Annotated in this window: 22 protein-coding genes and 1 tRNA gene; 11 read left to right on the forward strand and 12 right to left on the reverse strand. The window is 58.7% G+C overall.

Features of this window, described 5'->3' with window-relative positions; all coding sequences use genetic code 11:
- Positions 1–78: 78 nt before the first annotated feature.
- The 8 genes from J0G10_RS07860 (at position 79) to J0G10_RS07895 (ending at position 6,614) form a co-directional block, all read left to right on the forward strand.
- Positions 79–1,356, forward strand: a complete 1,278-nt coding sequence (locus J0G10_RS07860) for an NHL repeat-containing protein (protein ID WP_220558255.1) — start codon at positions 79–81, stop codon at positions 1,354–1,356.
- Positions 1,357–1,730: 374 nt separating this feature from the next.
- Positions 1,731–2,459, forward strand: coding sequence for a PA3715 family protein (locus J0G10_RS07865; protein WP_342593400.1), 729 nt, complete (start codon positions 1,731–1,733; stop codon positions 2,457–2,459).
- Positions 2,460–2,496: 37 nt separating this feature from the next.
- Entirely contained in the window at positions 2,497–3,213 is a 717-nt protein-coding gene (locus J0G10_RS07870) for a PA3715 family protein (protein ID WP_095049185.1), read from the forward strand.
- 4 nt (positions 3,214–3,217) lie between these two features.
- The gene (fos, locus tag J0G10_RS07875; protein WP_095049186.1) at positions 3,218–3,634 is read left to right on the forward strand and encodes a fosfomycin resistance glutathione transferase; all 417 of its coding nucleotides are present in this window, start codon (positions 3,218–3,220) and stop codon (positions 3,632–3,634) included.
- Positions 3,635–3,694: 60 nt separating this feature from the next.
- Positions 3,695–4,333, forward strand: a complete 639-nt coding sequence (locus tag J0G10_RS07880; protein ID WP_095049187.1) for a LysE family translocator — start codon at positions 3,695–3,697, stop codon at positions 4,331–4,333.
- Positions 4,334–4,412: 79 nt separating this feature from the next.
- The gene (locus J0G10_RS07885; protein ID WP_220558256.1) at positions 4,413–5,762 is read left to right on the forward strand and encodes a sensor domain-containing protein; all 1,350 of its coding nucleotides are present in this window, start codon (positions 4,413–4,415) and stop codon (positions 5,760–5,762) included.
- 116 nt (positions 5,763–5,878) lie between these two features.
- Positions 5,879–6,034, forward strand: coding sequence for a KGG domain-containing protein (locus tag J0G10_RS07890; RefSeq protein ID WP_007911485.1), 156 nt, complete (start codon positions 5,879–5,881; stop codon positions 6,032–6,034).
- Positions 6,035–6,110: 76 nt separating this feature from the next.
- A complete protein-coding gene (locus J0G10_RS07895) occupies positions 6,111–6,614 on the forward strand; it encodes a DUF4142 domain-containing protein (protein ID WP_220558257.1) in 504 nt (167 codons plus the stop codon).
- Positions 6,615–6,695: 81 nt separating this feature from the next.
- On the opposite strand, the gene J0G10_RS07900 is transcribed toward J0G10_RS07895, so the two are convergent.
- Positions 6,696–7,106: a low affinity iron permease family protein gene (locus J0G10_RS07900; RefSeq protein WP_007911483.1), complete on the reverse strand. Its 411-nt coding sequence runs from the start codon at positions 7,104–7,106 to the stop codon at positions 6,696–6,698.
- A 213-nt stretch (positions 7,107–7,319) separates the two neighbouring features.
- On the opposite strand from J0G10_RS07900, the gene J0G10_RS07905 reads away from it, so the two are divergent.
- Positions 7,320–8,405 carry a type I restriction endonuclease gene (locus J0G10_RS07905; RefSeq protein ID WP_220558258.1) on the forward strand — a complete coding sequence of 362 codons (1,086 nt, stop codon included), beginning with the start codon at positions 7,320–7,322 and terminating at the stop codon, positions 8,403–8,405.
- A 134-nt stretch (positions 8,406–8,539) separates the two neighbouring features.
- Positions 8,540–9,310 carry a trans-aconitate 2-methyltransferase gene (tam, locus tag J0G10_RS07910; protein WP_220558259.1) on the forward strand — a complete coding sequence of 257 codons (771 nt, stop codon included), beginning with the start codon at positions 8,540–8,542 and terminating at the stop codon, positions 9,308–9,310.
- Positions 9,311–9,513: 203 nt separating this feature from the next.
- Here tam and J0G10_RS07915 read toward each other — a convergent pair whose 3' ends face one another.
- Positions 9,514–10,251 (reverse strand): class I SAM-dependent methyltransferase, encoded by a 738-nt coding sequence (locus J0G10_RS07915; RefSeq protein WP_220558840.1) that lies wholly within the window; start codon positions 10,249–10,251, stop codon positions 9,514–9,516.
- Between the two features lie 571 nt (positions 10,252–10,822).
- On the opposite strand from J0G10_RS07915, the gene J0G10_RS07920 reads away from it, so the two are divergent.
- Complete coding sequence (locus J0G10_RS07920; RefSeq protein ID WP_220558260.1) at positions 10,823–11,185, forward strand: DUF6124 family protein; 363 nt, start codon at positions 10,823–10,825, stop codon at positions 11,183–11,185.
- A gap of 86 nt (positions 11,186–11,271) precedes the next feature.
- On the opposite strand, the gene J0G10_RS07925 is transcribed toward J0G10_RS07920, so the two are convergent.
- The 10 genes from J0G10_RS07925 to J0G10_RS07970 all read right to left on the reverse strand — a co-directional run bounded on the left by J0G10_RS07925 (position 11,272) and on the right by J0G10_RS07970 (position 23,235).
- Positions 11,272–11,676: a type II toxin-antitoxin system HicB family antitoxin gene (locus J0G10_RS07925; RefSeq protein ID WP_220558261.1), complete on the reverse strand. Its 405-nt coding sequence runs from the start codon at positions 11,674–11,676 to the stop codon at positions 11,272–11,274.
- A 217-nt stretch (positions 11,677–11,893) separates the two neighbouring features.
- Positions 11,894–11,967 (reverse strand) — tRNA-Gly (locus J0G10_RS07930).
- 158 nt (positions 11,968–12,125) lie between these two features.
- Complete coding sequence (locus J0G10_RS07935; RefSeq protein WP_095049196.1) at positions 12,126–13,010, reverse strand: alpha/beta fold hydrolase; 885 nt, start codon at positions 13,008–13,010, stop codon at positions 12,126–12,128.
- A gap of 316 nt (positions 13,011–13,326) precedes the next feature.
- Positions 13,327–14,019 carry a pseudouridine synthase gene (locus J0G10_RS07940; protein WP_095049197.1) on the reverse strand — a complete coding sequence of 231 codons (693 nt, stop codon included), beginning with the start codon at positions 14,017–14,019 and terminating at the stop codon, positions 13,327–13,329.
- 33 nt (positions 14,020–14,052) lie between these two features.
- The gene (locus tag J0G10_RS07945; protein WP_064119704.1) at positions 14,053–14,283 is read right to left on the reverse strand and encodes a cysteine-rich CWC family protein; all 231 of its coding nucleotides are present in this window, start codon (positions 14,281–14,283) and stop codon (positions 14,053–14,055) included.
- Positions 14,276–15,763 carry a sensor domain-containing diguanylate cyclase gene (locus J0G10_RS07950; protein ID WP_220558262.1) on the reverse strand — a complete coding sequence of 496 codons (1,488 nt, stop codon included), beginning with the start codon at positions 15,761–15,763 and terminating at the stop codon, positions 14,276–14,278. Before J0G10_RS07950 ends, J0G10_RS07945 begins: the two co-directional genes overlap by 8 nt.
- A gap of 385 nt (positions 15,764–16,148) precedes the next feature.
- Positions 16,149–17,921, reverse strand: a complete 1,773-nt coding sequence (atzF, locus tag J0G10_RS07955; RefSeq protein WP_220558263.1) for an allophanate hydrolase — start codon at positions 17,919–17,921, stop codon at positions 16,149–16,151.
- Positions 17,922–17,945: 24 nt separating this feature from the next.
- Positions 17,946–21,578: an urea carboxylase gene (gene uca / locus J0G10_RS07960; protein WP_220558264.1), complete on the reverse strand. Its 3,633-nt coding sequence runs from the start codon at positions 21,576–21,578 to the stop codon at positions 17,946–17,948.
- 278 nt (positions 21,579–21,856) lie between these two features.
- Positions 21,857–22,498, reverse strand: a complete 642-nt coding sequence (locus J0G10_RS07965; RefSeq protein ID WP_095049201.1) for an urea amidolyase associated protein UAAP2 — start codon at positions 22,496–22,498, stop codon at positions 21,857–21,859.
- Positions 22,499–22,509: 11 nt separating this feature from the next.
- Positions 22,510–23,235 carry an urea amidolyase associated protein UAAP1 gene (locus J0G10_RS07970; protein WP_095049202.1) on the reverse strand — a complete coding sequence of 242 codons (726 nt, stop codon included), beginning with the start codon at positions 23,233–23,235 and terminating at the stop codon, positions 22,510–22,512.
- Between the last annotated feature and the right edge of the window lie 24 nt (positions 23,236–23,259).

Here is a 23,259-nt window from a genome sequence, read left to right on the forward strand (position 1 = left end):
GTTGTCTGCTGTGGCTGCTTCGGATCGAATGCTCTCACAACGGGGGTCGACTCCGATCGCCTTGAGGAGCACACGAACATGCCGAAAGCCAATGCACGTAAAGCACGATCAGCCGGTGAGCTGGATCAGACCTTTGCCCATTCGGGCCTGCAAACACTGCAGTTTCCAGCCGCGCGCAAAACCATCGGGAAAAGTGTCGCAGTGCTGCCTTCGGGACACATCATGGTCAGTACGACCGTCATCGATGCATCGGGAGCCTCGCATTACGGCCTGACGCGACTGCTCGCGGACGGTCATCTCGATACCAGCTTCGGCGAGGGCGGGTACCTTCACGGTCAGTTTGTCAGGGGGCGATTGTCACAAGGCGGGAACCTGGCCGTCGTCGAGAGCGGCGTATTCTGGTTGTGCGCAGTGCTTGCAGATGCAGCAGGCAAGCTTGAGCAAATCATCGCTCGATTCAAACCGGACGGTACGCTCGATCCCGAATTTGGTGATGGACAGACTGGCTACCGAGTCGTGCCGACGCGTATTCCCGTGCTGAACAATGCCACGGGCGGCCGCTTGATACTGGCGCACTCCACTCCAGCGAAAGCGCTGCCGGACAGATTGCTTTTCGTCACCTCTCAAGGGGGCAGCGGGTTGTTGACGCGTTTTTTTCTGGATGGCAAGGATGACCCGGAGTTTGCAGGCAAAGGCTGGATTCACCTGACGCTTTCCGGTGTGGCGATCACGTTGCACGGGGTTACGCAGTTGGACGATGGGCAGATTCTGGTCCATGGCAAGACTGAAGTGACCAACCAAGGTTTAGTCATGGCTTACGAGCGTTCCGGGCAGGTTGCCACGTCGTTCGGCAAGGACGGTACGCTGCTGCTGGAACTGCAAAATGCGGGTGCACCGCTCGAAAGCTCGGTGAATCGCATCGTTGGGCAATCGGCGCAGCGCCTGTTGTTGATCGGATCGGCCGTCGAGTCGTCCGCCGGGGAAAAGCGTCAGCATGGCTTCATCAGCGGGATCACCCGCGACGGTGAGTTTGATCCAGCATTCAACGGCGGTGCGCCAGTCATTACTGCCGCAACGCGGCCACTGGATCTTAAAAGCTGGAGCGCAGGATTCGCGCTGGATGACTCCCCCGGCTCGCCAATCGTCACGGTCGGACAGACCTCGGACGGCGAACGACGCTTACTCACCGGAGGCTTTTTGGTCGATGGCGCCGTGGATCCTGCATTTGATGTCGAAGGCGCCGCCGGTATCGAGTGGATTGCGCAGGATGCCTGTCTGCAGGAGTCGTCAGTGTTGGTACTGGGGCAGAGAAATGAAGCCGCTCATCTGGTGCGATTGTTGACGGTAGCGGACTGACGGGGAGGGCTGACAAGCCTTCGCTGAAGGGGCTGGCCTCTTCGCGAGCAAGCTCGCTCCCACAGTTGATCGCATTTCCCAGTTGAAATGCATTCCCCTGTGGGAGCGAGCTTGCTCGCGAAGACTGACTTCCAGGCGCAGAAAAATCATGGATTCATGACATCAGCTAACAGCCAGTCCGCTCCTCTCAAGCATCCGAATCAACACCACCCCCCCGCGATCACCAACATCGCCCCGCCACCCGCGACGCCGTCAACTGCTTCTCGCTACCAAACGGGAAATGCGCTTTGGTCTACTGATGATTCGGTTGAAAGGGCCGATATAGCAAGGGATAGTGCGCGTCTGAAAAAGTAATCAAGGAGCGGGAATTGACAATGAAGTCTGGCTGGATCGGATGTGCGGCATTGTGCGGGTGGTTGCTGGCGGGGCAGGCATTGGCCGATTGCACGCCGCCGGTAGTGTCGGGGGATCTGGATTTTTCGGTTTGTAAGGATTGGCCGGCCTATCCCGGGCAGACCCTCAGCGCCACCGCCAGGTTCGAGCGAGCTTCCGATTATGTCGAGGGAAACTCGCACGGCTTTTACGATGTTGATTTGTCTGTATTACAGGATGGACGATCAGTTCCTGTCGCCACTTATCATCAAGCCGCTGCTTTTGAAACTGACGGCGTAGCCTTGGTGGAACTGGCACTCGACACTGCACGCTACAAAGTTGCTGCCGATTTCCGTGCCTTCGGTGTGCGTGCCCGTGTCACCAATGGATCCCGTCTTAATCCTTTGGAAGAGGTTCAACTCTCGCTTTACGTGAGAGAGGGCGCAACGTTGCGTCCAGTCCTGAGCCAGTTGCTGGTCTCCCAATACAGCGGCGAATGGAATGATGTTTGCGAAGGTGAACGCAGCGAAACTATCAGAACGGTGGAAGTCGCCAAAACAAGCTCCCATGGTTACGCGGACCTGATCGTCAAGACTCAGCAAACCGGCACAAGCAGCGTGGGCGACGCAGAGACTTGTGAAGATAAAATCACCCATTACCCACCCGTTCTCACAACATTGCGTTATGACGGAAAGTCTTACGTCTTGCCGCAAGGCTTCAAAGGCCTTTAAGCGGCCTGCCTAACACGACTCTTATCAAGGAAGAACAATGCTCACGCCCACCAGACTCCTTATAGCCCTTAGTATTCTGGCCCTCGCAACTCAAGCCCAGGCCGCCTGCCAGACCAAAGACTTCGACGGCAAATCCCTGTCGCGCTGCAAAGTCTGGCCGGCCGTGCAGAACCAGGCGATTTCGGTTAAATCCACTTACCTTGCCGACGCCGGCGACGATGAGGCCGGGGTGTTCGATCTGGATCTGTCGATCGTCAATGCGAGCACTTACAACCCCATCGTCACTTACCGTAAACCGGGGGCTTACAACTCCGATGCCGTGCGCTTTGAGGATCTGCGCATCGACACCGCCCGTTATCGACTGGCGCCGGAGGTTCGGGCTTTCGGCTTGCGTTCAAAGTTCGTGCACAGTTCCCACGCCATTCCCTACGAAAAAACCGATCTGGCGCTGTATGTTCGCGAAGGCAATGAGTTGCGTCCGGTGCTGGAGGGTTTGGTGGTCGCCAAGAGCAACGGTGAGTTCATGAATGATTGCGAAGGCTACACAAAGACGATTCGCCGAACCGTCGAGATCGGCCCTTCCAGCCATCATGGTCTAGCCGATTTGATCGTCACCACCAGCGGCAGCAAAATGAAAAATACTCAATCGGGTAAAGAGTGCGTTTCCAATACCACTCGCCTGAAGCAAAAACAGATCACCCTGACCTACGACGGCCAACAATACATCGTCCCCGAAGACCTCAGAGGTTACTGACCCGATGCTCACCGGCCTCAACCACCTGACCCTCGCGGTCAGCGATTTGAATCGCAGCCTCGCCTTCTACCGTGATCTGCTGCAGTTGCGCGTCGAAGCCACGTGGGATGCCGGCGCCTACCTGTCGCTGCCGGGGCTGTGGTTGTGCCTGTCGCTTGATCCGCTGCGTTCGAGTCAACCGTGCGCCGATTACACCCATTACGCTTTCAGCCTCGATGCAGCCGATTTCTCAACGTTTGTGCATAAGCTACAAGCGGCAAACGTGCAAGAGTGGCGGGATAACCGCAGCGAAGGTGCGTCGTTCTACTTTCTCGATCCCGATGGCCACAAGCTCGAAGCGCATGTCGGCGATCTCGCTTCACGGCTGTCGGCGTGTCGGCAAAAACCGTACGCCGGCATGCGTTTTTACGACGAGTCATGATCAGACTCATTTGTCTGTTATAGACTGGCGGCCACGTGTTCTGGCGCTTGCAGGTTTTCCATGACTCCATCGTTGCTAATGGCCGTGCTGGCCTCGGGTTTCATTTACGGCATTACGCCCGGGCCGGGTGTGCTGGCGGTGTTCGGCATCGGTGCAGCCCACGGGCGGCGGGCCGGGGCGGGGTTTCTTTGCGGGCATCTGCTCGGCGATGTGGTCTGGTGCAGCACCGCGCTGATCGCGATTGTCGGCGCCCGGGAAATCGGCAGCACCGCGTTTGATGTGCTCGGTGTGCTCAGCGGTGTGTACCTGTTCTGGCTCGGCTGGCGCGCGGTGCGCGCCCAGCGTCGCAACGGTGACGAGCCCCAGGGCGCGGCGCGCAATCCGTTCTGGCACGGCATTCTGTTCGGCTTGACCAATCCCAAGGCTTATCCGGTGGCGGTCGCGACCTTCACCGCGCTGTTGTCGAGCCGCGCCGAACTGCTCAACTGGTCGATGCTGCCGGCGTTGATTGCCCTGAGTTTCCTCGGTGGCTTGCTGGCCTACGCTATTCTGATTGGCGTGGTCGGCGCGCAACGGGTACGCACGCTGTATCAGCGTCATGAGTTGCTTATCACCCGCTTGTGCGGCGTGATGTTTATCGGTTTTGCCATCAACGCGCTGGTGCATGCACTGCCGGGGCTGATGCCGAACAAGGCTTGAAAATGTGTGCAGGGAGGCGCAATAAAAAGGTCAGGGATGGTTGATCAGTGCTGCATTGTCCGGACACCCACGCTGAACCATGGAAAGCCGAAATTCCGCGCCGTTGGCGAGTTTTATTGATCTGTTGCTGGACGCCGTTTGCGCGGTCGACAAGCAGGGTCGCTTCGTTTTTGTCAGTGCCGCTTGTGAGCGTGTTTTCGGTTATTCGCCTGAAGAGTTGATCGGCCGGCAAATGATCGAGCTGGTGCACCCGGCGGATCGTCAGCGCACTCTGGCTGCCGCCAACGAAATCATGGGTGGCGAACCCAAACTCAACTTTGAAAACCGTTACCTGCGCAAGGACGGCAGCGTCGTGCATATCCTCTGGTCGGCGCGCTGGTCGGAAGTCGATCAGTTGCGCATCGCCGTGGCGCGCGACATCACCGAGCGCAAGCAGGCCGAGTCGCGCCAGGCTGCGCTCTATGCGATATCCGAAGCGGCCCATGCGGCTGAGGATCTGCTGGCGCTGTTCAAGCGTATTCATCTGATCATCGGCGAATGGCTGCCGGCGATGAATTTTTCCGTGGCGCTGTACGACGAGCACTGCGCACAACTGAATTTCCCCTATCACGTCGACGATCACGAATTGCAGCCCGAGCAACCGGGCACCGTCACCGGGCGGCTGTGCACGGAAGTTATCCGTAGCGGCCAGCCGATTCTTCTGACGCCGGACAGCCCGGATTCCCCAGCCGATTTCGCCGAGTTGGTGGCGGGGCAGAACGCGCCGTGCTGGCTCGGCGTGCCGTTGAATTCGAAAAACGGCACCATCGGCGCCTTGATCGTCAAAAGCCTGCCCGGCGGCGAGCGCTACACCGAGCAAGACAAGGAATTGCTGCAATACGTTTGCGCCCAGGTCGCCACGGCCATCGAGCGTCAGCAATTGCACGCCCGCCTGCGGCGCATGGCGCAGTACGATCAACTCACGCAGCTGCCCAATCGTGAATTGCTGCGCGATCGCTTGAAGGCTGCGTTGGCCGGCGCTCGCGCGCAATCAGGGCACATGGCCTTGTTGTATGTCGACCTGGATCGCTTCAAACAGGTCAACGACACCTTTGGTCACGCCGTCGGCGACATGCTCCTGCAAACCGTGGCCAACCGCCTAAAAGGCTGCGTGCGGGAAACCGACACCGTGGCCAGAATTGGCGGCGATGAATTTGTCGTGCTGCTGCACAGCGTGCAGGTTTCGGAAGATGCTGACGGCGTGGCGGAAAAAATCCGCCAGGTCCTGGTGCAACCAATGCGCCTCGATGGCCACAACCTTCACATCGAACCGAGCATTGGCGTCGCCCGCTATCCAGAGCACGGCAGTGAGGAACAGCAACTTTTTCGCCATGCCGATCAGGCGATGTACGCCGCCAAACGCTTGAACCATCACGCGTTGAATAGTTGATCCGGGGCCGCCGTTCGTCGCAGCGACTGCAATTTTTCTAAACCTTTGCCGGCCAGAAAATTCTCAATCTAGGCGGGCACCTGCTCGCCACGATCATTACCAAGAGGTAGAGAATCATGCCTAATTCAAGAAACTCGAACTCGGGAAACTTCGCCAACGATCGAACGAAGGCCTCTGAAGCAGGTCGCAAAGGTGGGAAAACCACCACAACGACCGTCGACAAAGAGCCAAAACCAGATATGGGCCGCAAGCCCGCTCAGAAATCGAAGTAGTCGGTGAAGGTAGTTTTGATTGAGAGGCGGGGGCGTAAGCTCCCGCTTGAATTTCGCAAGTAAGGAGGGCGCGACCATGAGCCGAATGGCCACCCGTATACGTACCGTGAGTTTTGCATCGCTGTTGGGTCTGTGTGCCAGCAGTGCTTTTGCCCAGTCGCCCGCCGATTTCATCAACGATGCCTCGGCCAAAGGCATGGCCGACATCGAGGCCAGTCGTCTGGCCCATAGCAAGGCCGAATCGAAAGAGGTCAAGGACTACACCATCGTCGTCATCAACGACCGTACGACGGCCAATCAGCACTTGGCGAAAATCGCCAAGAAGCTCGACCTGCCCGTCGCGCCCCGTGAAGAACTGGCCGACAAGGCCAAGGAAATGATGCCGCAAGTGACCGACGGCGCCTCCTTCGATCAGGCCTACGCCGCCAGTCAGGTCAAAGCCACTGAAGAGGCCATCGAGCAGATTCAGCAGGAAGCGCAGACCACCGACGTGCCGGAGATCAAAGCCTTCGCCGACGAGACACTGCCGAAATTGCAAAGCCATCTGGAGAAGGCTCGCGCCTTACAGGCTAGCCGCTAATCAAGGTTAAAAGATCGCAGCCTGCGGCAGCTCCTACACCAAACTTCGTAGGAGCTGCCGAAGGCTGCGATCTTTTGCTTTTTAGCACTCATTCAAGTCCTGCTTCGACTTACTCTTCTCGCCCAGCCCCTCTAGATTGAACACTTCCCCTTCGCCCAACGAGCGGTAGTGCCTGCGCAACGCCTCAAGTTGCTTCAAATCCAGCGCCTCCAGCCCAAGCATCGCGTTTTGCGCTTCTTTGGTCACCAACAACAACTCATCGATCTTCAAATGGAGAATGTCGGTATCGCGGTTCTGCGTGTTCTGGATCAGGAACACCATCAGGAAGGTGATGATGGTGGTCGAGGTGTTGATGATCAGTTGCCAGGTGTCGTTGTAATCAAAGATCGGCCCGCTCAGTCCCCACAACCCGATCAGGATCAATGCGCCCATGAAGGTCTTGGGACTACCGGCCACCATCGCGAGCTTCTGGGAGATTTTGGCGAATTTCATAGCCGTGTTCCTTATTGGGAAGAGTCTTGAAATTCAGACATTGGGGGCGTTATGAAAATTCTACTTACATCCATGCCCTATCGATAAAAACACGGTCGCGCAAAGTCCGCCTGATGGCGAAACTTTCATTGTGTGGGTTTGTGGCTAGTATCAAGTGGCGATCAAATTGCCAGTAGCCCATTACACGGACAGACATCACGCAAGAGGCCACTCATGGAATTCTTCGAAAAGTTAGCCAGCCTAGCCGCCAAAGTACGGTTGCAGAGCGCCGCAATCCAGACGGAAGAGGCAACGAAAAATGCGTTCGTCATGCCATTTATCAGCACGGTGTTGGGCTACGACGTCTTTGACCCGACTGAGGTGACGCCAGAGTTTGTCTGTGACATTGGTACGAAGAAGGGCGAGAAAATTGATTACGCCATCATGAAGGAGGGCGAAGTTCAGATTTTGATTGAGTGCAAAAAGATCGGTGAGCCTCTGCATATCAATCACGCCTCCCAGCTATTTCGTTACTTTCACGTCACCAGCGCTCGTATTTCCATCCTCACCAACGGTCAGATCTACAAGTTTTTTACCGATCTGGATGCGCCAAACAAGATGGATGAAAAGCCATTTCTGGAACTGGATCTTCTCGATATAGATGAGTACTCGGTTCCAGAGCTGATCAAACTGACGAAGTCAGCTTTTGACGTTGACTCGATCATCAACGCGGCGGGCGAACTGAAGTATGTCAGCCAAATCAAGAAGGTGATCGCTGCGCAGGTCAGTAAACCGGATGATGACTTCGTTAAGGTTTTTGCCTCCCGTGTTTACGACGGTGTGATCACACAAAAAGTACGCGAGCAGTTTCATGAACTGACCAGAAAAGCCGTCGTGCAATTTTTGAATGACCAGATCAATGACCGACTCAAATCGGCAATGAGCGGTGCAATTCAACCAGCGCTGGCGTCGTTGCCGGCCGCGTCCACCGGAACTGATCCAGTGGATCCGCGAGATGAATCAGACGACAAAGTCCTGACAACACTGGAAGAGCTTGAGGGATACCACATCGTTCGTGCTTTGGTTCGGTCGGTGGTCGATGCCAAGCGAATTGTTCAACGTGATACTCAGAGCTATTTTGGGATTCTGCTGGATGACAACAATCGCAAACCGATCTGCCGCCTGCATTTCAACCGGTCGCAGAAGTACATCGGAATCTTTGATGAAGAAAAAAATGAGACCCGCCATGCGATCAGCTCAGTCGATGACATCTATGAGTATTCGGATCATCTGAAGAAAACGGTCGGCTATTACGACTGATAAAAGAACCGGCCCCCAAGGCCGGTTTTTTTGATGAGCATGAAGACACTCTTTGCAACGTCTCGCACTGGAACTGCTCGCGACGCTGCCTGTATCGTGACGAACCGCTGGAATGTCCCGAACAGGAGAACGCAATGAGTTGGTTCGCCAAACAATACGTCGCTTTCGAAGATGAACGCACCCGCCCGGCCCGCGATCTGCTGGCGGCGATTCCCACGCCTGAAGCGCGAACAGTGGTCGATATCGGTTGTGGTCCCGGTAACTCGACTGAGTTGTTGGTGCAGCGTTTTCCTGGGGCGAAGGTCAGCGGGCTGGACAGCTCGGCAGACATGATCGATGCAGCACGCAAGCGCTTGCCGGATCTGCGCTTCGCTGTCGCCGAGATTGATCAGTGGGCCGATGCCGGGCCGTTTGATGTGATCTTCGCTAATGCCGTGTTGCAGTGGGTGCCGGATCACGCGACGCTGTTGCCGACGTTGGCCAGCAAGTTGTCGGCCGGTGGCAGTCTGGCGATCCAGATGCCGGATAACCTCAATGAGCCCTCCCACCGCTTGATGCGTGAAGTCGCCGCGAATGGCCCATGGGCGAGCAAGCTTTCAGGCGCTGCGGGGCAGCGTACCGACATGGCGAGTGCCAGCGATTACTTCACGATGCTGCGGCCACACTGTGCGCGGGTCGATGTGTGGCGCACCACCTATCACCATCAGCTGTCTGGCGGGGCAGCGGGGGTTGTGGAGTGGTTCAAGGGGAGCGGGTTGATTCCGTTTTTGAGTCCGCTGACCGAGGCGGAAAAGGCGCAGTACCTGGAGCAGTATCTGGCGGAGGTTGAGAAGGCTTATCCGGCGTTGGCGGATGGCTCGGTGCTGTTGCCATTTCCACGCTTGTTTATCGTTGCGACTCGCTGAAATAAATTGGGCCTGTTTTTCGGCTGGAGATTTTTGGTGCGCTTTCGGACGGGCCCCTCATCGGAACGCCGCCCGCCCAGCCCTCTCCCGAGGGAGAGGGAGCCGATGGCCGTTGCTTCAAAAACCTGAGTTCAGCTCGATATTTCAGGTCGGCGTAACCCTAGAGAACAACTCGGTCAGTCCCCTCTCCATTTGGGAGAGGGCTAGGGTGAGGGCTTCTGCACCGCCACCAACATCATCATCGGCCGCTCCCGCTCTTCCGCCAGCGCCGGTTGCGCCGCCACTTCAGCATCGCTCGGCCCCCATTCATTGACATGTCGAATCGTGAACCCTGCGTCGATCAGCGAATTGAGCAATGTCCCCACCGTACGATGCTGCTTGATCACACCCTCAGCCAACCAGTTTGTAACCCGCTCGCCCTCCAGCTGATAGCTGTCCAGCGGCCAACGCTTGTTGCCTTCGCTATCTACCAACCAACCCGGATTACGCGGCGCCATAAAGATTGGATGCTCAATGGAAAACACAAAATGCGAACCCGGCTTCAGTGCCGCGTACAGGTGCGCAAACAGCCCCGGCAGATCCTTGATGTAGTGCAGCGCCAGTGAGCTGTAGGCCAAATCAAAACTACAGGCTGACAGATCGAGCTGTTCCAGATCAGCGCGCTCATAACAAATATTCGCCGCCGCCGTGGTCTCCCGCGCCCGCTCCAGCATCTTCTCCGAGACATCAAGTCCCAAGACACTGGCGGCGCCATTCTCAAGCGCCCAGCGACTGAACCAGCCATAACCGCAGCCCAGATCCACCACGTTCAGGCCGTGCATGGATGGCAACAGCGCCTTGAGCGCCGGCCACTCCGGCGCCGCGTCGAGGCCACTGATGGAGCGGTTCATCTGGCTGTAGCCCTGGAAAAATTCGGGATCGTCGTAAATATTTTGCGTCATGGTGAAGGCTCTTCTGAGTTCGGTCGTCAGCGGCAAAGTGGCCGCGATTGGAATCCCTCGAAAGTGATGGCGCGTATTCGTCGATGGCCGCGCAGGAGGAGGGTGGTGGGTGATGAGGAAATGCTAGTTGGTCGGGTGGGAGGTGGAAACCGGTGGAGTGTTATGGATCTGTAATGTCGGGGAAATCGCTATATTTTATCGCTGCGTAAACGTCTTCCGAGCGAAGTGTTTAAAGGCGTGCAGTGTTACGTCCTGAAGCCTACAAATCCTTGCGCCGTTGCCTACCGCTACGCCAGAATCCGCCGGCTTGTGCGCCTTTGGGGCAGTCGGTAACTTGGTTCGCGTCACTGATTTCCAGTGATCGGGTTTAGTAGCCTGGCATCCTCAATCTAAATAGCTGCATGAGTACCACTCAGTCAGGCGAATGCTTGCACCTGATGGTGGCTGTGCGCATGGCGCCCTCGGGTGCGCCGGATTTGGATTGGGGTCCGGTCTACTAACTTGCGCACAGCTGCCACCCATCCGTTTAGTAGCGAGATCGGTTGCGGCCTTACTAAAAGGTCTCAATCCAATGTTCAAAGTTACGCCCAATCCGCCGGAAACCGATCCGGCATCCCCCTACGAATCACCCAATTCCAAAAAATTCCACGAAGCCGCCGAGCGCGCGCTCGACCACTACCTCAGCCCCACGGCCAGAATCATGGGTTCCACCCACGAACCCGAACCGATGTACCTCGCCAACCCTGCCTACGACACCGAGTCTCTGCTGGCCAACGCCAGCGAAACCCTCGGCTCGGCCACCACCATGCTCAACAACTTCGCCGCGCTGCTCGACACCTCACACCGCAAAACAGCGCTCGGTATCGCGCAAGTCGTCATGTTGGGGGAATTGGCGGTGAATCAGGCACTGGATAAGGTCGTGCCGGCGGCGTAATCACAACATCGTCGATGTGTAGCAGACACAAAAAAACCGGCTTTAAAGGCCGGTTTTTTGTAGTTGCGCCTACGGATATTCACGATTCAGGGCGCCAACATCCGCAACGCCGCCGAAGTCAAAAACGCCGAACGATTCTTCTCCTCCGGATGATGGTGAACGTGAAGATCAATGCGCTCCAGCAGGTAGCCCGGCAGCGTAATACTCACTTCCTGCGGACTCCCGAGGCACCGACCGACATCCGCGTCCACCAATGCCCAAACGCAGCCTGCGTATTTCGGATTGGAAAAGTGAGTTCCAAGTTTGCCTGCGACCGGAATGGCTGCACCACTTTCGGCCAGAATCTCGATGTGGGCCTCTATGGCCGCTTTTGCCATCTCAATGGCATTCTCTTGATCCTCTCCTGCAGAAAAACATCCCGGCAGATCCGGCACCTCAACACCCCAGGCACATTCACTGTCACTGGCAGAGATTGCGATTGGATAGAGCATCTAGATCATCTCCTTGAGCACGCAGCGCTTCTTATCGTTAGAGAGATCAAAGGGTAAAGGGGGATGGCGAATCTGCAATCAACGGTGTGTTTCTGAATGGTTCTGCGCCCAAGTGACCAACCTCAAATCCCAGACACAAAAAAACCGGCCCTGTAGGCCGGTTTTTGCTGTTCTTGCATCCCCCGTCAAAAAACACAACGTGAGATCAAAATTCGATTGGAGCGGGTAGAGGGAATCGAACCCTCGTCGGAAGCTTGGGAAGCTACTGTTCTACCATTAAACTATACCCGCTCAGAGCGGCTGACTTTGTACCAGACTCGGCCACGGATTTGAAGTTTTTCTTTTACTCATGAACGCTTTAAATCACTGCAAACGGTCAATCACGGGCGAGCACTGCGGTGCGTAAAGCAAAATCCCAGCCCCGCAGCCTCGCGCGCGATGACACTCTTTCAAATAGCCAATGCATGTTGATCCTGAACAAACGAGTAACGCGTTCGGCTGGCTTGCTGTGCCGGTTTCAGAAAGCCGAGCAGGGCGTTCTGGCTGTCGCGGCACGCGGCCTTGTGTTCCATGTCGAGGAAGTGCCCGGTGGCTTGTAGCGTGGTAAACGTGCTCTGCGCCACGTGGTTGCCGAACAGGCGTGCGTCCTCGGCTGCGGTGTATTCGTCCCATTCGCCGTTTAGAAACAGCACCGGCACGTTGATCTTTTTCGCTGCGTTCAGATAGCACTGCCGATCGCTGTGCAACACGTCGCTGATGTGGAAGTGCATCTGCCCGTATTCGTGCTCGGCGAGGCTGCTGACGTGGCGATAGTTGAAGCGTTTGAACAGTGACGGCAGGTGTTTACCGATGGTGCTGTTGACCAGATGGCCGACGCGGTCGCCGTCGCGCTGGCCGAGGTAGTCGACGCCGCGTTCGAGGTAATCGAGCATGTGCGCGTTGATCACTGGCGAGAACGAGCTGATCACCGCCCGTTCGATGCGCCGTGGCTGCTGGGCGAGGGCGACCAGGGTCGCGGCGCCGCCCCAGGAGAACGACAGCACGTGTTCGGCGGCGAAGTGGTCAATCAGCTCGAGCAGAATCTGCCCTTCGACGTCCTTGGTCAGATGTTTCTCGTGGCGGTTGTGGGCTTTTGACCGGCCCGCGTAGGGCTGGTCGTAGCAAACCACGTTGAATTGCGGGTGCAGGTTTTTCACAGTCTGTGCAAACGACGCAGTCGTGGCCATCGAGCCGTTGACCAGGATGATGGTCTTTTCTGCGGCGTCTGCGCGATAGAACTCCGTGTAAACCCGATACTGACCCTGTATATCCAGCACAGCGATTTCTGGCCTCATGTCATAAGACTCCTGGCAAGCAAGCGGGTATGCGCGCAAATAGAGATTGCACGAGCTTTGTGACAGGTAGGCATACGCCTGGAATTTGCTTGGCCCATGTCGATCCATGACTGCGGTCGACGGGTGTTGTTATTGGCGGGCAGTCTGCCGGCTGAGGCGGAGCCTTGAAGGCTCTCTACCGGCAAAAAGTTTCTTGGATGTATGTTGTGACTCATCGGTCACAATCTGGCCGACGTCCTGATTCAAGCAGGGGAGTAGGGATCGCGCAAGTGCCGTTGGTAAATTGTTCGACAACTTCTGCTGAGCGGTCGCGAGCTTAGAACAAATGGATCTCTTCGGTGCGCAAAGCGCGGTACTCGCCCGGTTTTAGCGCGTTATCGAGGTGCAGAAGCCCCATGGATTCGCGGTGCAGGCGCAGGACTTTGTTGTTGAAGAAACCAAACATGCGCTTCACCTGATGATAGCGGCCCTCGACGATGCTCAGCCGCGCCGAGCGTGGGCCGAGCAGCTCTAGGTGCGCCGGCTGCGTGGTCAGGTCTTCGAAGGCGAAGTAGATCCCCTCGGCAAAGGTGCTCGCATATTGCGCGCCAATCTCCTGCTCGGTCTCGACGTAGTAGACCTTTGGCAGTTTGGTCTGCGGCTGGGTCAAGCGGCGCGACCACGCGCCGTCGTTGGTGATCAGCATCAGGCCGGTGGTGTTGAAGTCCAGGCGTCCGGCGATGTGCAGGTCGTCCTTGTCCGGCTCATCGATCAGGTCGAGCACGGTGGGATGTTGCGGATCGCGGGTGGCGCTGACGCAGCCCGGCGGTTTGTGCAGCATGAAATAGCGTGCCGGTTTGCCGCTTTGCAGGACTTCGTCATCGACTTCGACACGGCTGAATTCCAGCACTTCGCTGTGCGGATCGCTGACGACTTTTCCGTCAACCCGCACGCGCTTTTCCACCAGCAACAGACGAACCTGCTGACGGTTGTAGCGGGGCAGGTTGCTGAGGAAACGGTCGACACGCATGTTCAGAGTTCGATCAATGAAGGGCCGCGCATCTTACGGGATCGGCCGCTTGGCCGCTTGCAGTTGCGCCTCGACCTGCGCGCAACGCGGGCACAGGCAGGATTGGTTGCGCAGTTCTGGCGGCAGCGCTTCAAGCACGGCCGGGTCGATGCTGACGCCATAGCACCAGCATTCGCGGTCGGCGGTGCGCGGGTCGGCCAAGCTGCAATCGTTGCGGGCGCCGCAGGCCGGGCAATGATCGGGTTTAACGTCGGAATCAGGCATAAGTCGAGTGAGGCATTTCCACGCAGGTGCGGTTGCGGCCGGTTTGTTTGGCTCGGTACATCGCATGATCGGCCCGCGACAGCAGGCTGTGCAAGGTGTCATCGCGTTGCAGGGTGGTGGCGCCGATGCTCACCGTCAGATTGAGGCTGTGGCCGTCGTAGGCATATTCGTGTTGTTCGACGTGTTGGCGGATCTTTTCGGCAATTTTCTGACCGGTATCGCCGTCGGTGTCCTTCAGTAAAACGATAAATTCCTCACCACCCCAGCGGCAAACAATGTCGACTTGGCGCAGGCAACTTTGCAGGTTGCGGGCAAAACCGATCAGCACCTGATCGCCGGCCATGTGCCCGTAGGTGTCGTTCAACACTTTGAAGTGATCGAGGTCGAGCAGCAGCGCGGTTAACGGTTTGGTCTCGCGTCGGGCTTCGTGCAGGGCCTGTGCGGCGAGAATGTCGAAGCCACGGCGATTGGGCAGTTCGGTGAGGCTGTCGAGTATGGCCTGCGCCTGGATTTTGCTTTGGTAGCGCTTGATCACGCGGTTGAGCAGCGCCAGCACAATCAGCGTCACCAGCAGGCAGATCAGTAGATTCAGATACAGCGACTGACGGATTTCACTCAGGGCGCCGTCTTCGCGTTTATCGACAAACAGGTACCAGTTCAGCTCAGGAATAAACCGCACGTTGAGGAAGTGCCCCTGACCGTGGGCGGAGTATTCGTAGCTGCCGCTGTGCGGTTTCGGCAACTGGCTGACCAGGCTTTTCATGCTCTCGAGTTCACTCAGGCTCTGGCCGATGTGTGCGTCTTCAGGTCCGCCTTCGGCGCCGGTCAGGACCAACCGGCCAAAGGTGTCGACGAAGTACACGCTGCGTTGATAGCGCTGTTGATACTTGTCGATCAGCTTGATCACCGCGTCCACGGTCAGACCGACCCCGGCCGCGCCGATGAAGCGGTTGTGATAGTCGTAAACCTTGTAGTTGATGAAGAAGGTCAGGTTGTCCTTGTTGGCCAGATCCGGGTCGACGTTGATCTCGTACGGATCCTTCATGTCACGCACGCGGAAGTACCAGGCGTCGCGCGGTTCATCGACCTTGACCTGCTTGAGCACGCCTTTGGCGTGGTAGTAGGTGTGGGTGCTGTTGGAGACGAAGAACGCCGTGTAGGCGCCGTAATGGGTCATGACCTCGTCGAGGTAACGGGTCATCTGCTCGGGGTTTTGTTCGCCGTTGACCACCCAGTCGCGCATGAAGGTGTCGCGGGACATCATCGAGGAAATCAGGATCGGCCGGACCAGGTCTTTCTGGATTTCCGAGTAGACCGTGTCGGACGTCAGCGGCAGCTCGGTGTTGACGATGTTGTCGCGGATCGACTCGCGGGAGGCGTAGTAGCTGAGCAACGACGTGGCGAGGAACCCGGCGCCGAGCAGGGCGATCAGCGTCAGGACCAGCGAGCGTTGCGAGTACAGGGGAGAACGAAGCGGCATGGCGGTTCCGTTGGCAGTGGCCCGATGGCATGCATTCTAGTGGGATGGCCGGGAAAAGACTGCGGGATTTATGCCTGAAATGGCGGGGGATATGACGTAGAGGGTGTGTCAGAAGGATAGCTCCCTCACCCCAGCCCTCTCCCGGAGGGAGAGGGAGCTAGATTGTGGTGATTTCAAAAATTGTGTTCGGCTCGGTATCACTGAATGACAACCACCTGACAAACACCCCGGTCAGTCCCCTCTCCCGGAGGGAGAGGGGGCTAGATTGTGGTGATTTCAAAAATTGTGTTCGGCTCGGTATCACCGAATGGCAATCACCTCACAAACACCCCGGTCAGTCCCCTCTCCCTCCGGGAGAGGGCTAGGGTGAGGGTTGGTTTCTGGATCAGTTCCGAGTCTCAAGATACGCCCGCCAGCCCCCCAAATGGCTGATGTCCAGCGCACCCTCCAGTCCATACGGCTCACAAATAAACCCGCTCTCCCAACGTCCATCCGCCAGTTGCACCTTGCCCAGTCCCAGCGGTGCCGGAATCCCGGTGAGGAACGAGCCCAATTCACTGCTCGGCAACTCCCACACTTCCACCGCAATCGTCACGCCGCCATCCTTTACCCGCACCATCCCCGGCCGCAATGGCGGGCCGCCGGCCAACGCATACAGTTGATAATCAGGTGAGCTCAACGTCGTCTCCAGCAAGCGCCCACCCCGCTGGGTCAGTTGCCAGTTCAACGCCAACCCTTGCAGATGCGCGCCACACACCACAATGCGTGCGCGATCATGGCGAGCTGCGTTCGCCGGTGTCGGCAGGTCGGAATCCAGCTGACGCTGCAGCGCATCGGCCACGCTCAACAGGTATTGATCGGTGAACGCCCGGCCAAACAGCGTCACGCCCCACGGCAAACCGTTGGCCATGAACGCGCTCGGCACGGCGACGGCGGCGTAGTCGAGCAGGTTCATGAAGTTGGTGTAGTAACCCAGTTCGGAGTTGCGCAGCACCGGTTCGGCGTGCAGTTCGGCCAGCGTCACCGCACGACCGATGGTCGGGCTCAGCACGCAGTCGAGGCCTTCGAGGGCCTGATCGCACAGGGCTTTCAGGGCTTGCAGCCGATACTGCGCACGGAAGGTCTGCACGCCGCTCACCGCCGGGGCTTTCGCCAGCACGGCTCGAATCACCGGTAACACCGCTTCGGGATTCTGCTCCATCAACTCACCCGCCACGCTATAGCGCTCGGCAACCCACGGCCCTTCGTAAAGCAGGCGCGCGGCTTCAAGGAAGGGCGACAGGTCCAGTTCGACCGCTTCGCCACCCAAAGCCTTGAGCCGGTCGATGGCATCGCCGAACAACAGCGGCCCTTCGACGCAACCGAAAAACTCAAGATCCTGCGCGCGCGGCACACCGAAACGAAATGCGCGTGGTGCTCCAAACGCCGAGCCGTCATTCCACGATGGATTGCGACGGCTGTACTCATCACGCGGATCTAGTTTGGCGGTCAGCGCCAGCAACTGACTGGCCTCACGCGCTGTGGCGGTGAACGTGGTCACGCAATCCAGCGTGCGACAAGCCGGCAGCACGCCGGCCGTGGAGATCAGCCCTTTGCTCGCCTTCAACCCGACCAGATTGTTCAGCGCCGCGGGCACCCGACCGGAGCCTGCGGTATCGGTGCCCAAGGCAAAACTCGCCACGCCCAATGCCACCGCCAGCGACGAACCGGCGCTGGAACCGCCGGACGGATATTCCGTCAGCACACTGTTCGGGCATGCGCCATAAGGCGAGCGGCTGCCGTTGAGGCCCGTGGCAAATTGATCGAGATTGGTCTTGCCCAGCGGAATCGCTCCCAAGGCGATCAACTGCTCGACGATGGTCGCCGAGCGTTCCGGCACATAAGCGAAGTCCGGACACGCGGCGGTGGTCGCAATCCCCGCCAGATCAATGTTGTCCTTGATTGCAAACGGCACGCCGTACAGCGGCAGGTTGTCGAGGTCACGACCGTCGAGGGCGGCGAGATACGGCTCCAGTTCGGCGGCGCTGAGCAGATGAATGAACAAGTGATAATCCGGGTTCAGCGCGGCGGCTTTCTCGCGCAATTTCAGCAGCAGTTGGCGCGGTGTGGTGTCGCCATTGCGATAGGACTGGCGCAGAACATCGAGTTGCAAATTCATGAGTAGATCCTTATCCAATTGGCTTCAGTCGAGTGCCAGCACCACGATCCGTTGTCCGGCGCGCACCGCCGAACCGGGTTGCACGCGAATCTCGCGCACCACCCCGGCCAGCGGCGCGAGTACCGGGATCTCCATCTTCATCGACTCGAGAATCACCAGCACATCGCCCGCCGCGACACGGCTGCCGGCCTCGACCTGCACCTGCCAGAGATTGCCAGCGATGTGGCTGTCGACGCTTTGTTCACCGTCGGCCAGTGGCGCATCCTCGGTCGATTCCGGCACGGCTTCTTCGCTGTCGAAATGCGCCTGACCGCTGGCGATCCAGCGTTCGCGTTCGGCGTTGAAGGCGCCCTGTTGCTGGGCACGAAAGGCGTTGATGCCTTCGGCTTCGCGATTGAGAAAAGCCTGATAATCGGCAAGGTTGAGCTGGCTGTGTTCGATGTTGAGATCGAAACGCCCCAGCGGAAAATCGCGGCGGATGCGCAGCAGTTCTTCGGCGCTGACCGGGTAGAAACGAATCTGATCGAAGAAGCGCAGCAGCCATGGTTTGCCATCGAACGCGGCGACTTCGCGGTAGCGATTCCACATCTGCAAGGTGCGCCCGACAAACTGATAACCGCCGGGGCCTTCCATGCCGTACACGCACATGTAGGCGCCGCCGATGCCCACCGAATTTTCGGCGGTCCAGGTGCGCGCCGGGTTGTATTTGGTCGTGACCAGGCGATGGCGCGGATCCAGCGGCGTGGCGACTGGCGCTCCGAGGTAAACGTCGCCAAGGCCCATCACCAGATAGCTCGCATCGAACACCGTGCGCTGCACTTCGTCGAGATTCGGCAGGTCGTTGATGCGGCGGATGAACTCCAGATTGCTCGGGCACCACGGCGCGTCCTTACGCACGGTGGTCATGTATTTCTCGATGGCCAACTGGCAAGCCGGGTCGTCCCACGACAGCGGTAAATGCACAATACGTGACGGCACTTGCAGGTCGTTGGCGGCGCACACCGCGTCCCATTCACCGGCGACGATGCCGAGCAGATCGGCCAGCGGCAGTTGCTCGGGCTGGTAGTGGATTTGCAGCGAGCGAATGCCGGGGGTGAGATCGATCACGCCGTGCAGGGATTTGAGTTCCAGCGCTTGCATGAGGGCGTGGGCGCGGAAACGCAGAACAAGATTGAGTTCAGGCTCGCCGATTTCCAACAACAAATGCGTATCCCCGGAAACCCGCGCAACAAGCCGCACATCCCCCTGACCCAACTCCAATACCACAGGTGACACAAGATCCTGTGGGAGCTGGCTTGCCAGCGATGAAGTTAATGCGGTGTCTGGCCGGGCCCCATCGCTGGCAAGCCAGCTCCCACAGTTATCCCATTGACAGGCGAGATCGCGAGCGGTTTTTAGATTGACGGGAATGAACTGGATTTTATCGCCTGCCTTGAGCTGCCCAAGTTGCCACAGATCCGCTTCGATCACCGTCACCGGGCAGACAAACCCGCCAAGGCTTGGGCCATCCGGGCCGAGGATCACCGGCATATCCCCGGTGAAATCCACCGCGCCAATGGCATACGGATTGTCGTGAATGTTCGACGGATGCAATCCGGCCTCGCCACCGTCGGCCCGCACCCATTCCGGTTTCGGCCCGATCAGACGAACACCGGTGCGGCTGGAGTTGAAATGCACTTCCCATTGGGTTTCAAAGAACGTGCCGATATAGTTTTCCGTGAAGTATTCCGGTGCGCCGTGCGGGCCGTAAATCACCCGAATCTGCCGCACCGCCGGCAACGCGGTGATGTGCTGCTCGGCCAGTTGCTCACCAGCACTGCGATCCTTCAGCGCAGCGATATGCAACACGTCCCCGGCACGCAACGCCCGACCACCATGCCCACCAAACTGGCCAAGGGTGAAGGTGCTTTTACTGCCCAGATAATCCGGCACCTGCAAGCCACCGCGCAGGCACAGATAACTGCGTGCCCCGGCGCCACTGATGCTGCCCAGATGCAACGTTGCGCCCGCCGGGATCAGCAGGGCGGTGTTCATCGGTACGCTTTCGCCCTCGAGCGTCACGCCGATCGGCGCGCCGGTCACTGCGATAACCGCTTCACAATTGAAGCGCAACAGCGGCCCGCTCATGGTGATTTCCAGTGCCGCCGCACCTTCAGCATTGCCGAGCAAGCGATTGCCCAGACGCAATGCGCGACTATCCATCGGCCCCGACGGCGGCACGCCGACCGCCCAATAACCGAGGCGACCGGGATAGTCCTGCACACTGGTTTGCGTGCCGGCACTGAGCACTTCGAAGGTGTTGGCGCGATAGACCAGACCTTCCAGGCAACGCGTCCACGGCTCACCGCTGGCGAACGGCGTGTCGAGGAGAATCTGTCGCAGGTAATCACGGTTGGTTTCCACGCCGTACAACAGACTCTCGGCCAGCGCTTGATGCAACTCGGCACGCGCCTGTTCGCGGCTCGGCGCCCAGGTGATGACTTTGGCGATCATTGGATCGAAGTACGGCGGAATCTCGCAGCCAGCCTCGACCCAGGTATCGATGCGCAGTTGAATGCCGTTGGCCGGCGGAAACTCCACCGCCGTCAGCAAGCCCGGGCTTGGCTGGAAATCGCGGCCCGGATCCTCCGCATACAGCCGCGCCTGAATCGCATGGCCGTCAGGTTTCAACTGGCGATACAACTCGCTCAGCGGCGGCAGCTCACCCGCCGCCAGCTCAACCATCCAGCGCACCAGATCGACGCCCCAGACTTGTTCAGTGACGCCGTGTTCCACCTGCAACCGTGTGTTCACTTCGAGAAAGTAGAAGCGCTGCGCCTCGCTGTCGAAGACGAATTCCACCGTGCCGGCGCTGCGATAGTTCACCGCTTTCGCCAGCTTGATCGCCGCTGCGCACAACTCTTCGGCCATGCCGTGCGGCAGGTTCGGCGCCGGGGTTTCTTCGAGGACTTTCTGATTGCGCCGCTGCACCGAGCAGTCGCGCACGCCGAGGGCGATGACCTCACCGCGACCGTCACCGAACACCTGAACTTCCAGATGGCGGGCGCGCTGAATGTACTTCTCGATGAACACGCCAGCGTCGCTAAAGTTGTTCTGGCCGAGACGTTTTACCGCTTCGAAGGATTCGCTCAATTCGCTGGCGCTGCGGCACACGCGCATGCCGATGCCGCCACCGCCGGCGGTGCTTTTCAGCATCACCGGGTAGCCGACCTGTTCGCCGGCAATCAGCGCGGCGTCGAGGCTGTCGAGCAGTTCGGTGCCTTCGAGCATGGGCACGCCGTGCTGTTTGGCCAGCGCACGGGCGGTGTGCTTGAGGCCGAATACGCGCAGTTGTTCCGGCGTCGGGCCGATGAAAGCGATGTTGTGCGCTGCGCAGGCTTCGGCGAACGCGGCGTTTTCCGAGAGAAACCCGTAACCGGGATGGATCGCCGTGGCGCCGCTTTGTCGGGCGATGGCGAGGATTTTATCCACTGCCAGATAGGTACCGGCAGCGGCGCCTTCACCGAGGCTGTGCGCTTCATCGGCGTGCAGAATGTGCAGGCTGGCGGCGTCGGCTTCGGAATACACGGCCACGCCTTTGACCTGCAGTGAAGCAAGGGTGCGCAGGATGCGGCAGGCGATGGCGCCACGGTTGGCGATGAGGATTTTTTCGAACATGGCATAACCCCTGAAGGGGAAGCGGGCCGTCCCGCCGTTTTTCGACAGACATCCGGGTCGTCCCGGATGAAAAAAACACTTCAGATCACCACCGAGCCCCTGTAGGAGTGAGCCCGCTCGCGATAGCGTCGGATCAGTCAAAACTCATGTACCTGACACACCGCGATCGCGAGCAGGCTCACTCCTACAATGGGATTTGTGGTGGTTTCACTTTTTAAGGCACTGGCCGGAACGGGCCTGGCACAGGGCGAATAGCCAACGGCGCAAACGGCTGATTTTCAGTTCCATACCAGCAGCTCCGCAGGTGTCGGGTTATAGGCGTTGCACGGGTTGTTCAACTGCGGGCAGTTGGAAATCAGCACGATCACATCCATCTCCGCGCGCAAATCGACGTACTTGCCCGGCGCCGAAATCCCGTCCTCGAAGGTCAGCCCGCCATCCGCCGTCACCGGCACATTCATGAAGAAATTGATGTTCGGCCCGATGTCGCTTTTGCCCAGTCGCCCATCATGGACACAAGCGCGCAGGTAGTTGTCGCGGCAGCTGTGCATGTAGCGTTTTTCCAGGGCGTAGCGCACGGTGTTGCTCTCTTGTGCACAGGCACCGCCGAGGGTGTCGTGGCGTCCGCAAGTGTCGGCGACGATGGTCAGCATCGCGTGGCCGAGGTTGGAATACAGCACGCTGCCGGTGCTCAGGTAGACGCTGTTCTGCCGACGCAAGGTGCGCTGCACGTCGTAGCGTTCCTTGGGATTGGCGAGGCTGTAGAACAACGTATCGATGGCCTGATTACCTTCTAGATCGAGGATGCGCAGGGTCTGGCCGGCCTTGACCTCCATCAGCCAGGGTTCACCGGCCGGGATCGTGGCGCGGTACACCGCTGTGTCGGGTTGGTTTTGCGAAGTGGCGATAGCAACTGACATGGCAGCGATCCTCAGGCGAACAAACGGTCGGTGTTGATAAAGCCGCGCTCATTTTCCGGGCGCGAGGTGCGGCAGTGTTCGGCGACGCTGGCGTCGGCGTTCATCCAGCTCAGCTTTAGCGGTTTCGGTGCGTATTCCGGCGCCGGATCCATCGGGTGCTGCAGCGCAGTGAGCACCACCAGCGTGTCCATCGGGGCGTACAGTTCGATGTAATCGCCAGCCTTGGAATTGCCTTCGACGAAGTGGAAACGCCCGGCCTCGTCGACGTTGACGCGACTGAACAGATTGAGCGTCATCAACAGGTCGGAGAGGCCCAGGCCCCACTTGCCGAGTTCCACCAGCAGGTTGTCGGTACCGTTGCGGAAGAAGCCGTTGCGCAGTTCCTGATAGCGGCCCTGACCGTACTTCTGCGCGACTTCTTCGGCGCAGAGCACGCCGCCGAGGCTGTCGCTCCAGCCGCAGGTGTCGGCGGTGATCGCAGCCAGCACGCGGCCCATGTCCGAGTACAGGCAATGGCCACTGGTGAGCTTGGCGGTGTGTTGGCATTTGAGGCTGTCGGGCAGGTTCAGCCGCTCGGTTTTTTCATTGGCGTTGAGCAAGGTCAGGCTGACGTTGGCGCCGCCGCGCAGATCGGTCAGGCGCAGCAATTGGCCGCGCTTCAACACGAAGGAACGGTGGCCGCCGCCGGGGAGCATTTCTTCGGCAAACGGTGGAAACAGTTGAGTCGAATCGGTCATCGGCTTATTCATTGAAGAAGTCCT

It is taken from the genome of Pseudomonas germanica (assembly GCF_019614655.1).
GTDB lineage: Bacteria > Pseudomonadota > Gammaproteobacteria > Pseudomonadales > Pseudomonadaceae > Aquipseudomonas > Aquipseudomonas neuropathica.

Bases quoted from the DNA above. Each gene is read 5' to 3' on its own strand.
- J0G10_RS07860 (WP_220558255.1), top strand. From the start codon at position 79: ATGCCGAAAGCCAATGCACGTAAAGCACGATCAGCCGGTGAGCTGGAT.
- J0G10_RS07865 (WP_342593400.1), top strand. From the start codon at position 1,731: ATGAAGTCTGGCTGGATCGGATGTGCGGCATTGTGCGGGTGGTTGCTG.
- J0G10_RS07870 (WP_095049185.1), top strand. From the start codon at position 2,497: ATGCTCACGCCCACCAGACTCCTTATAGCCCTTAGTATTCTGGCCCTC.
- fos (WP_095049186.1), top strand. From the start codon at position 3,218: ATGCTCACCGGCCTCAACCACCTGACCCTCGCGGTCAGCGATTTGAAT.
- J0G10_RS07880 (WP_095049187.1), top strand. From the start codon at position 3,695: ATGACTCCATCGTTGCTAATGGCCGTGCTGGCCTCGGGTTTCATTTAC.
- J0G10_RS07885 (WP_220558256.1), top strand. From the start codon at position 4,413: ATGGAAAGCCGAAATTCCGCGCCGTTGGCGAGTTTTATTGATCTGTTG.
- J0G10_RS07890 (WP_007911485.1), top strand. From the start codon at position 5,879: ATGCCTAATTCAAGAAACTCGAACTCGGGAAACTTCGCCAACGATCGA.
- J0G10_RS07895 (WP_220558257.1), top strand. From the start codon at position 6,111: ATGAGCCGAATGGCCACCCGTATACGTACCGTGAGTTTTGCATCGCTG.
- J0G10_RS07900 (WP_007911483.1), bottom strand. From the start codon at position 7,106: ATGAAATTCGCCAAAATCTCCCAGAAGCTCGCGATGGTGGCCGGTAGT.
- J0G10_RS07905 (WP_220558258.1), top strand. From the start codon at position 7,320: ATGGAATTCTTCGAAAAGTTAGCCAGCCTAGCCGCCAAAGTACGGTTG.
- tam (WP_220558259.1), top strand. From the start codon at position 8,540: ATGAGTTGGTTCGCCAAACAATACGTCGCTTTCGAAGATGAACGCACC.
- J0G10_RS07915 (WP_220558840.1), bottom strand. From the start codon at position 10,251: ATGACGCAAAATATTTACGACGATCCCGAATTTTTCCAGGGCTACAGC.
- J0G10_RS07920 (WP_220558260.1), top strand. From the start codon at position 10,823: ATGTTCAAAGTTACGCCCAATCCGCCGGAAACCGATCCGGCATCCCCC.
- J0G10_RS07925 (WP_220558261.1), bottom strand. From the start codon at position 11,676: ATGCTCTATCCAATCGCAATCTCTGCCAGTGACAGTGAATGTGCCTGG.
- J0G10_RS07935 (WP_095049196.1), bottom strand. From the start codon at position 13,010: ATGAGGCCAGAAATCGCTGTGCTGGATATACAGGGTCAGTATCGGGTT.
- J0G10_RS07940 (WP_095049197.1), bottom strand. From the start codon at position 14,019: ATGCGTGTCGACCGTTTCCTCAGCAACCTGCCCCGCTACAACCGTCAG.
- J0G10_RS07945 (WP_064119704.1), bottom strand. From the start codon at position 14,283: ATGCCTGATTCCGACGTTAAACCCGATCATTGCCCGGCCTGCGGCGCC.
- J0G10_RS07950 (WP_220558262.1), bottom strand. From the start codon at position 15,763: ATGCCGCTTCGTTCTCCCCTGTACTCGCAACGCTCGCTGGTCCTGACG.
- atzF (WP_220558263.1), bottom strand. From the start codon at position 17,921: ATGAATTTGCAACTCGATGTTCTGCGCCAGTCCTATCGCAATGGCGAC.
- uca (WP_220558264.1), bottom strand. From the start codon at position 21,578: ATGTTCGAAAAAATCCTCATCGCCAACCGTGGCGCCATCGCCTGCCGC.
- J0G10_RS07965 (WP_095049201.1), bottom strand. From the start codon at position 22,498: ATGTCAGTTGCTATCGCCACTTCGCAAAACCAACCCGACACAGCGGTG.
- J0G10_RS07970 (WP_095049202.1), bottom strand. From the start codon at position 23,235: ATGACCGATTCGACTCAACTGTTTCCACCGTTTGCCGAAGAAATGCTC.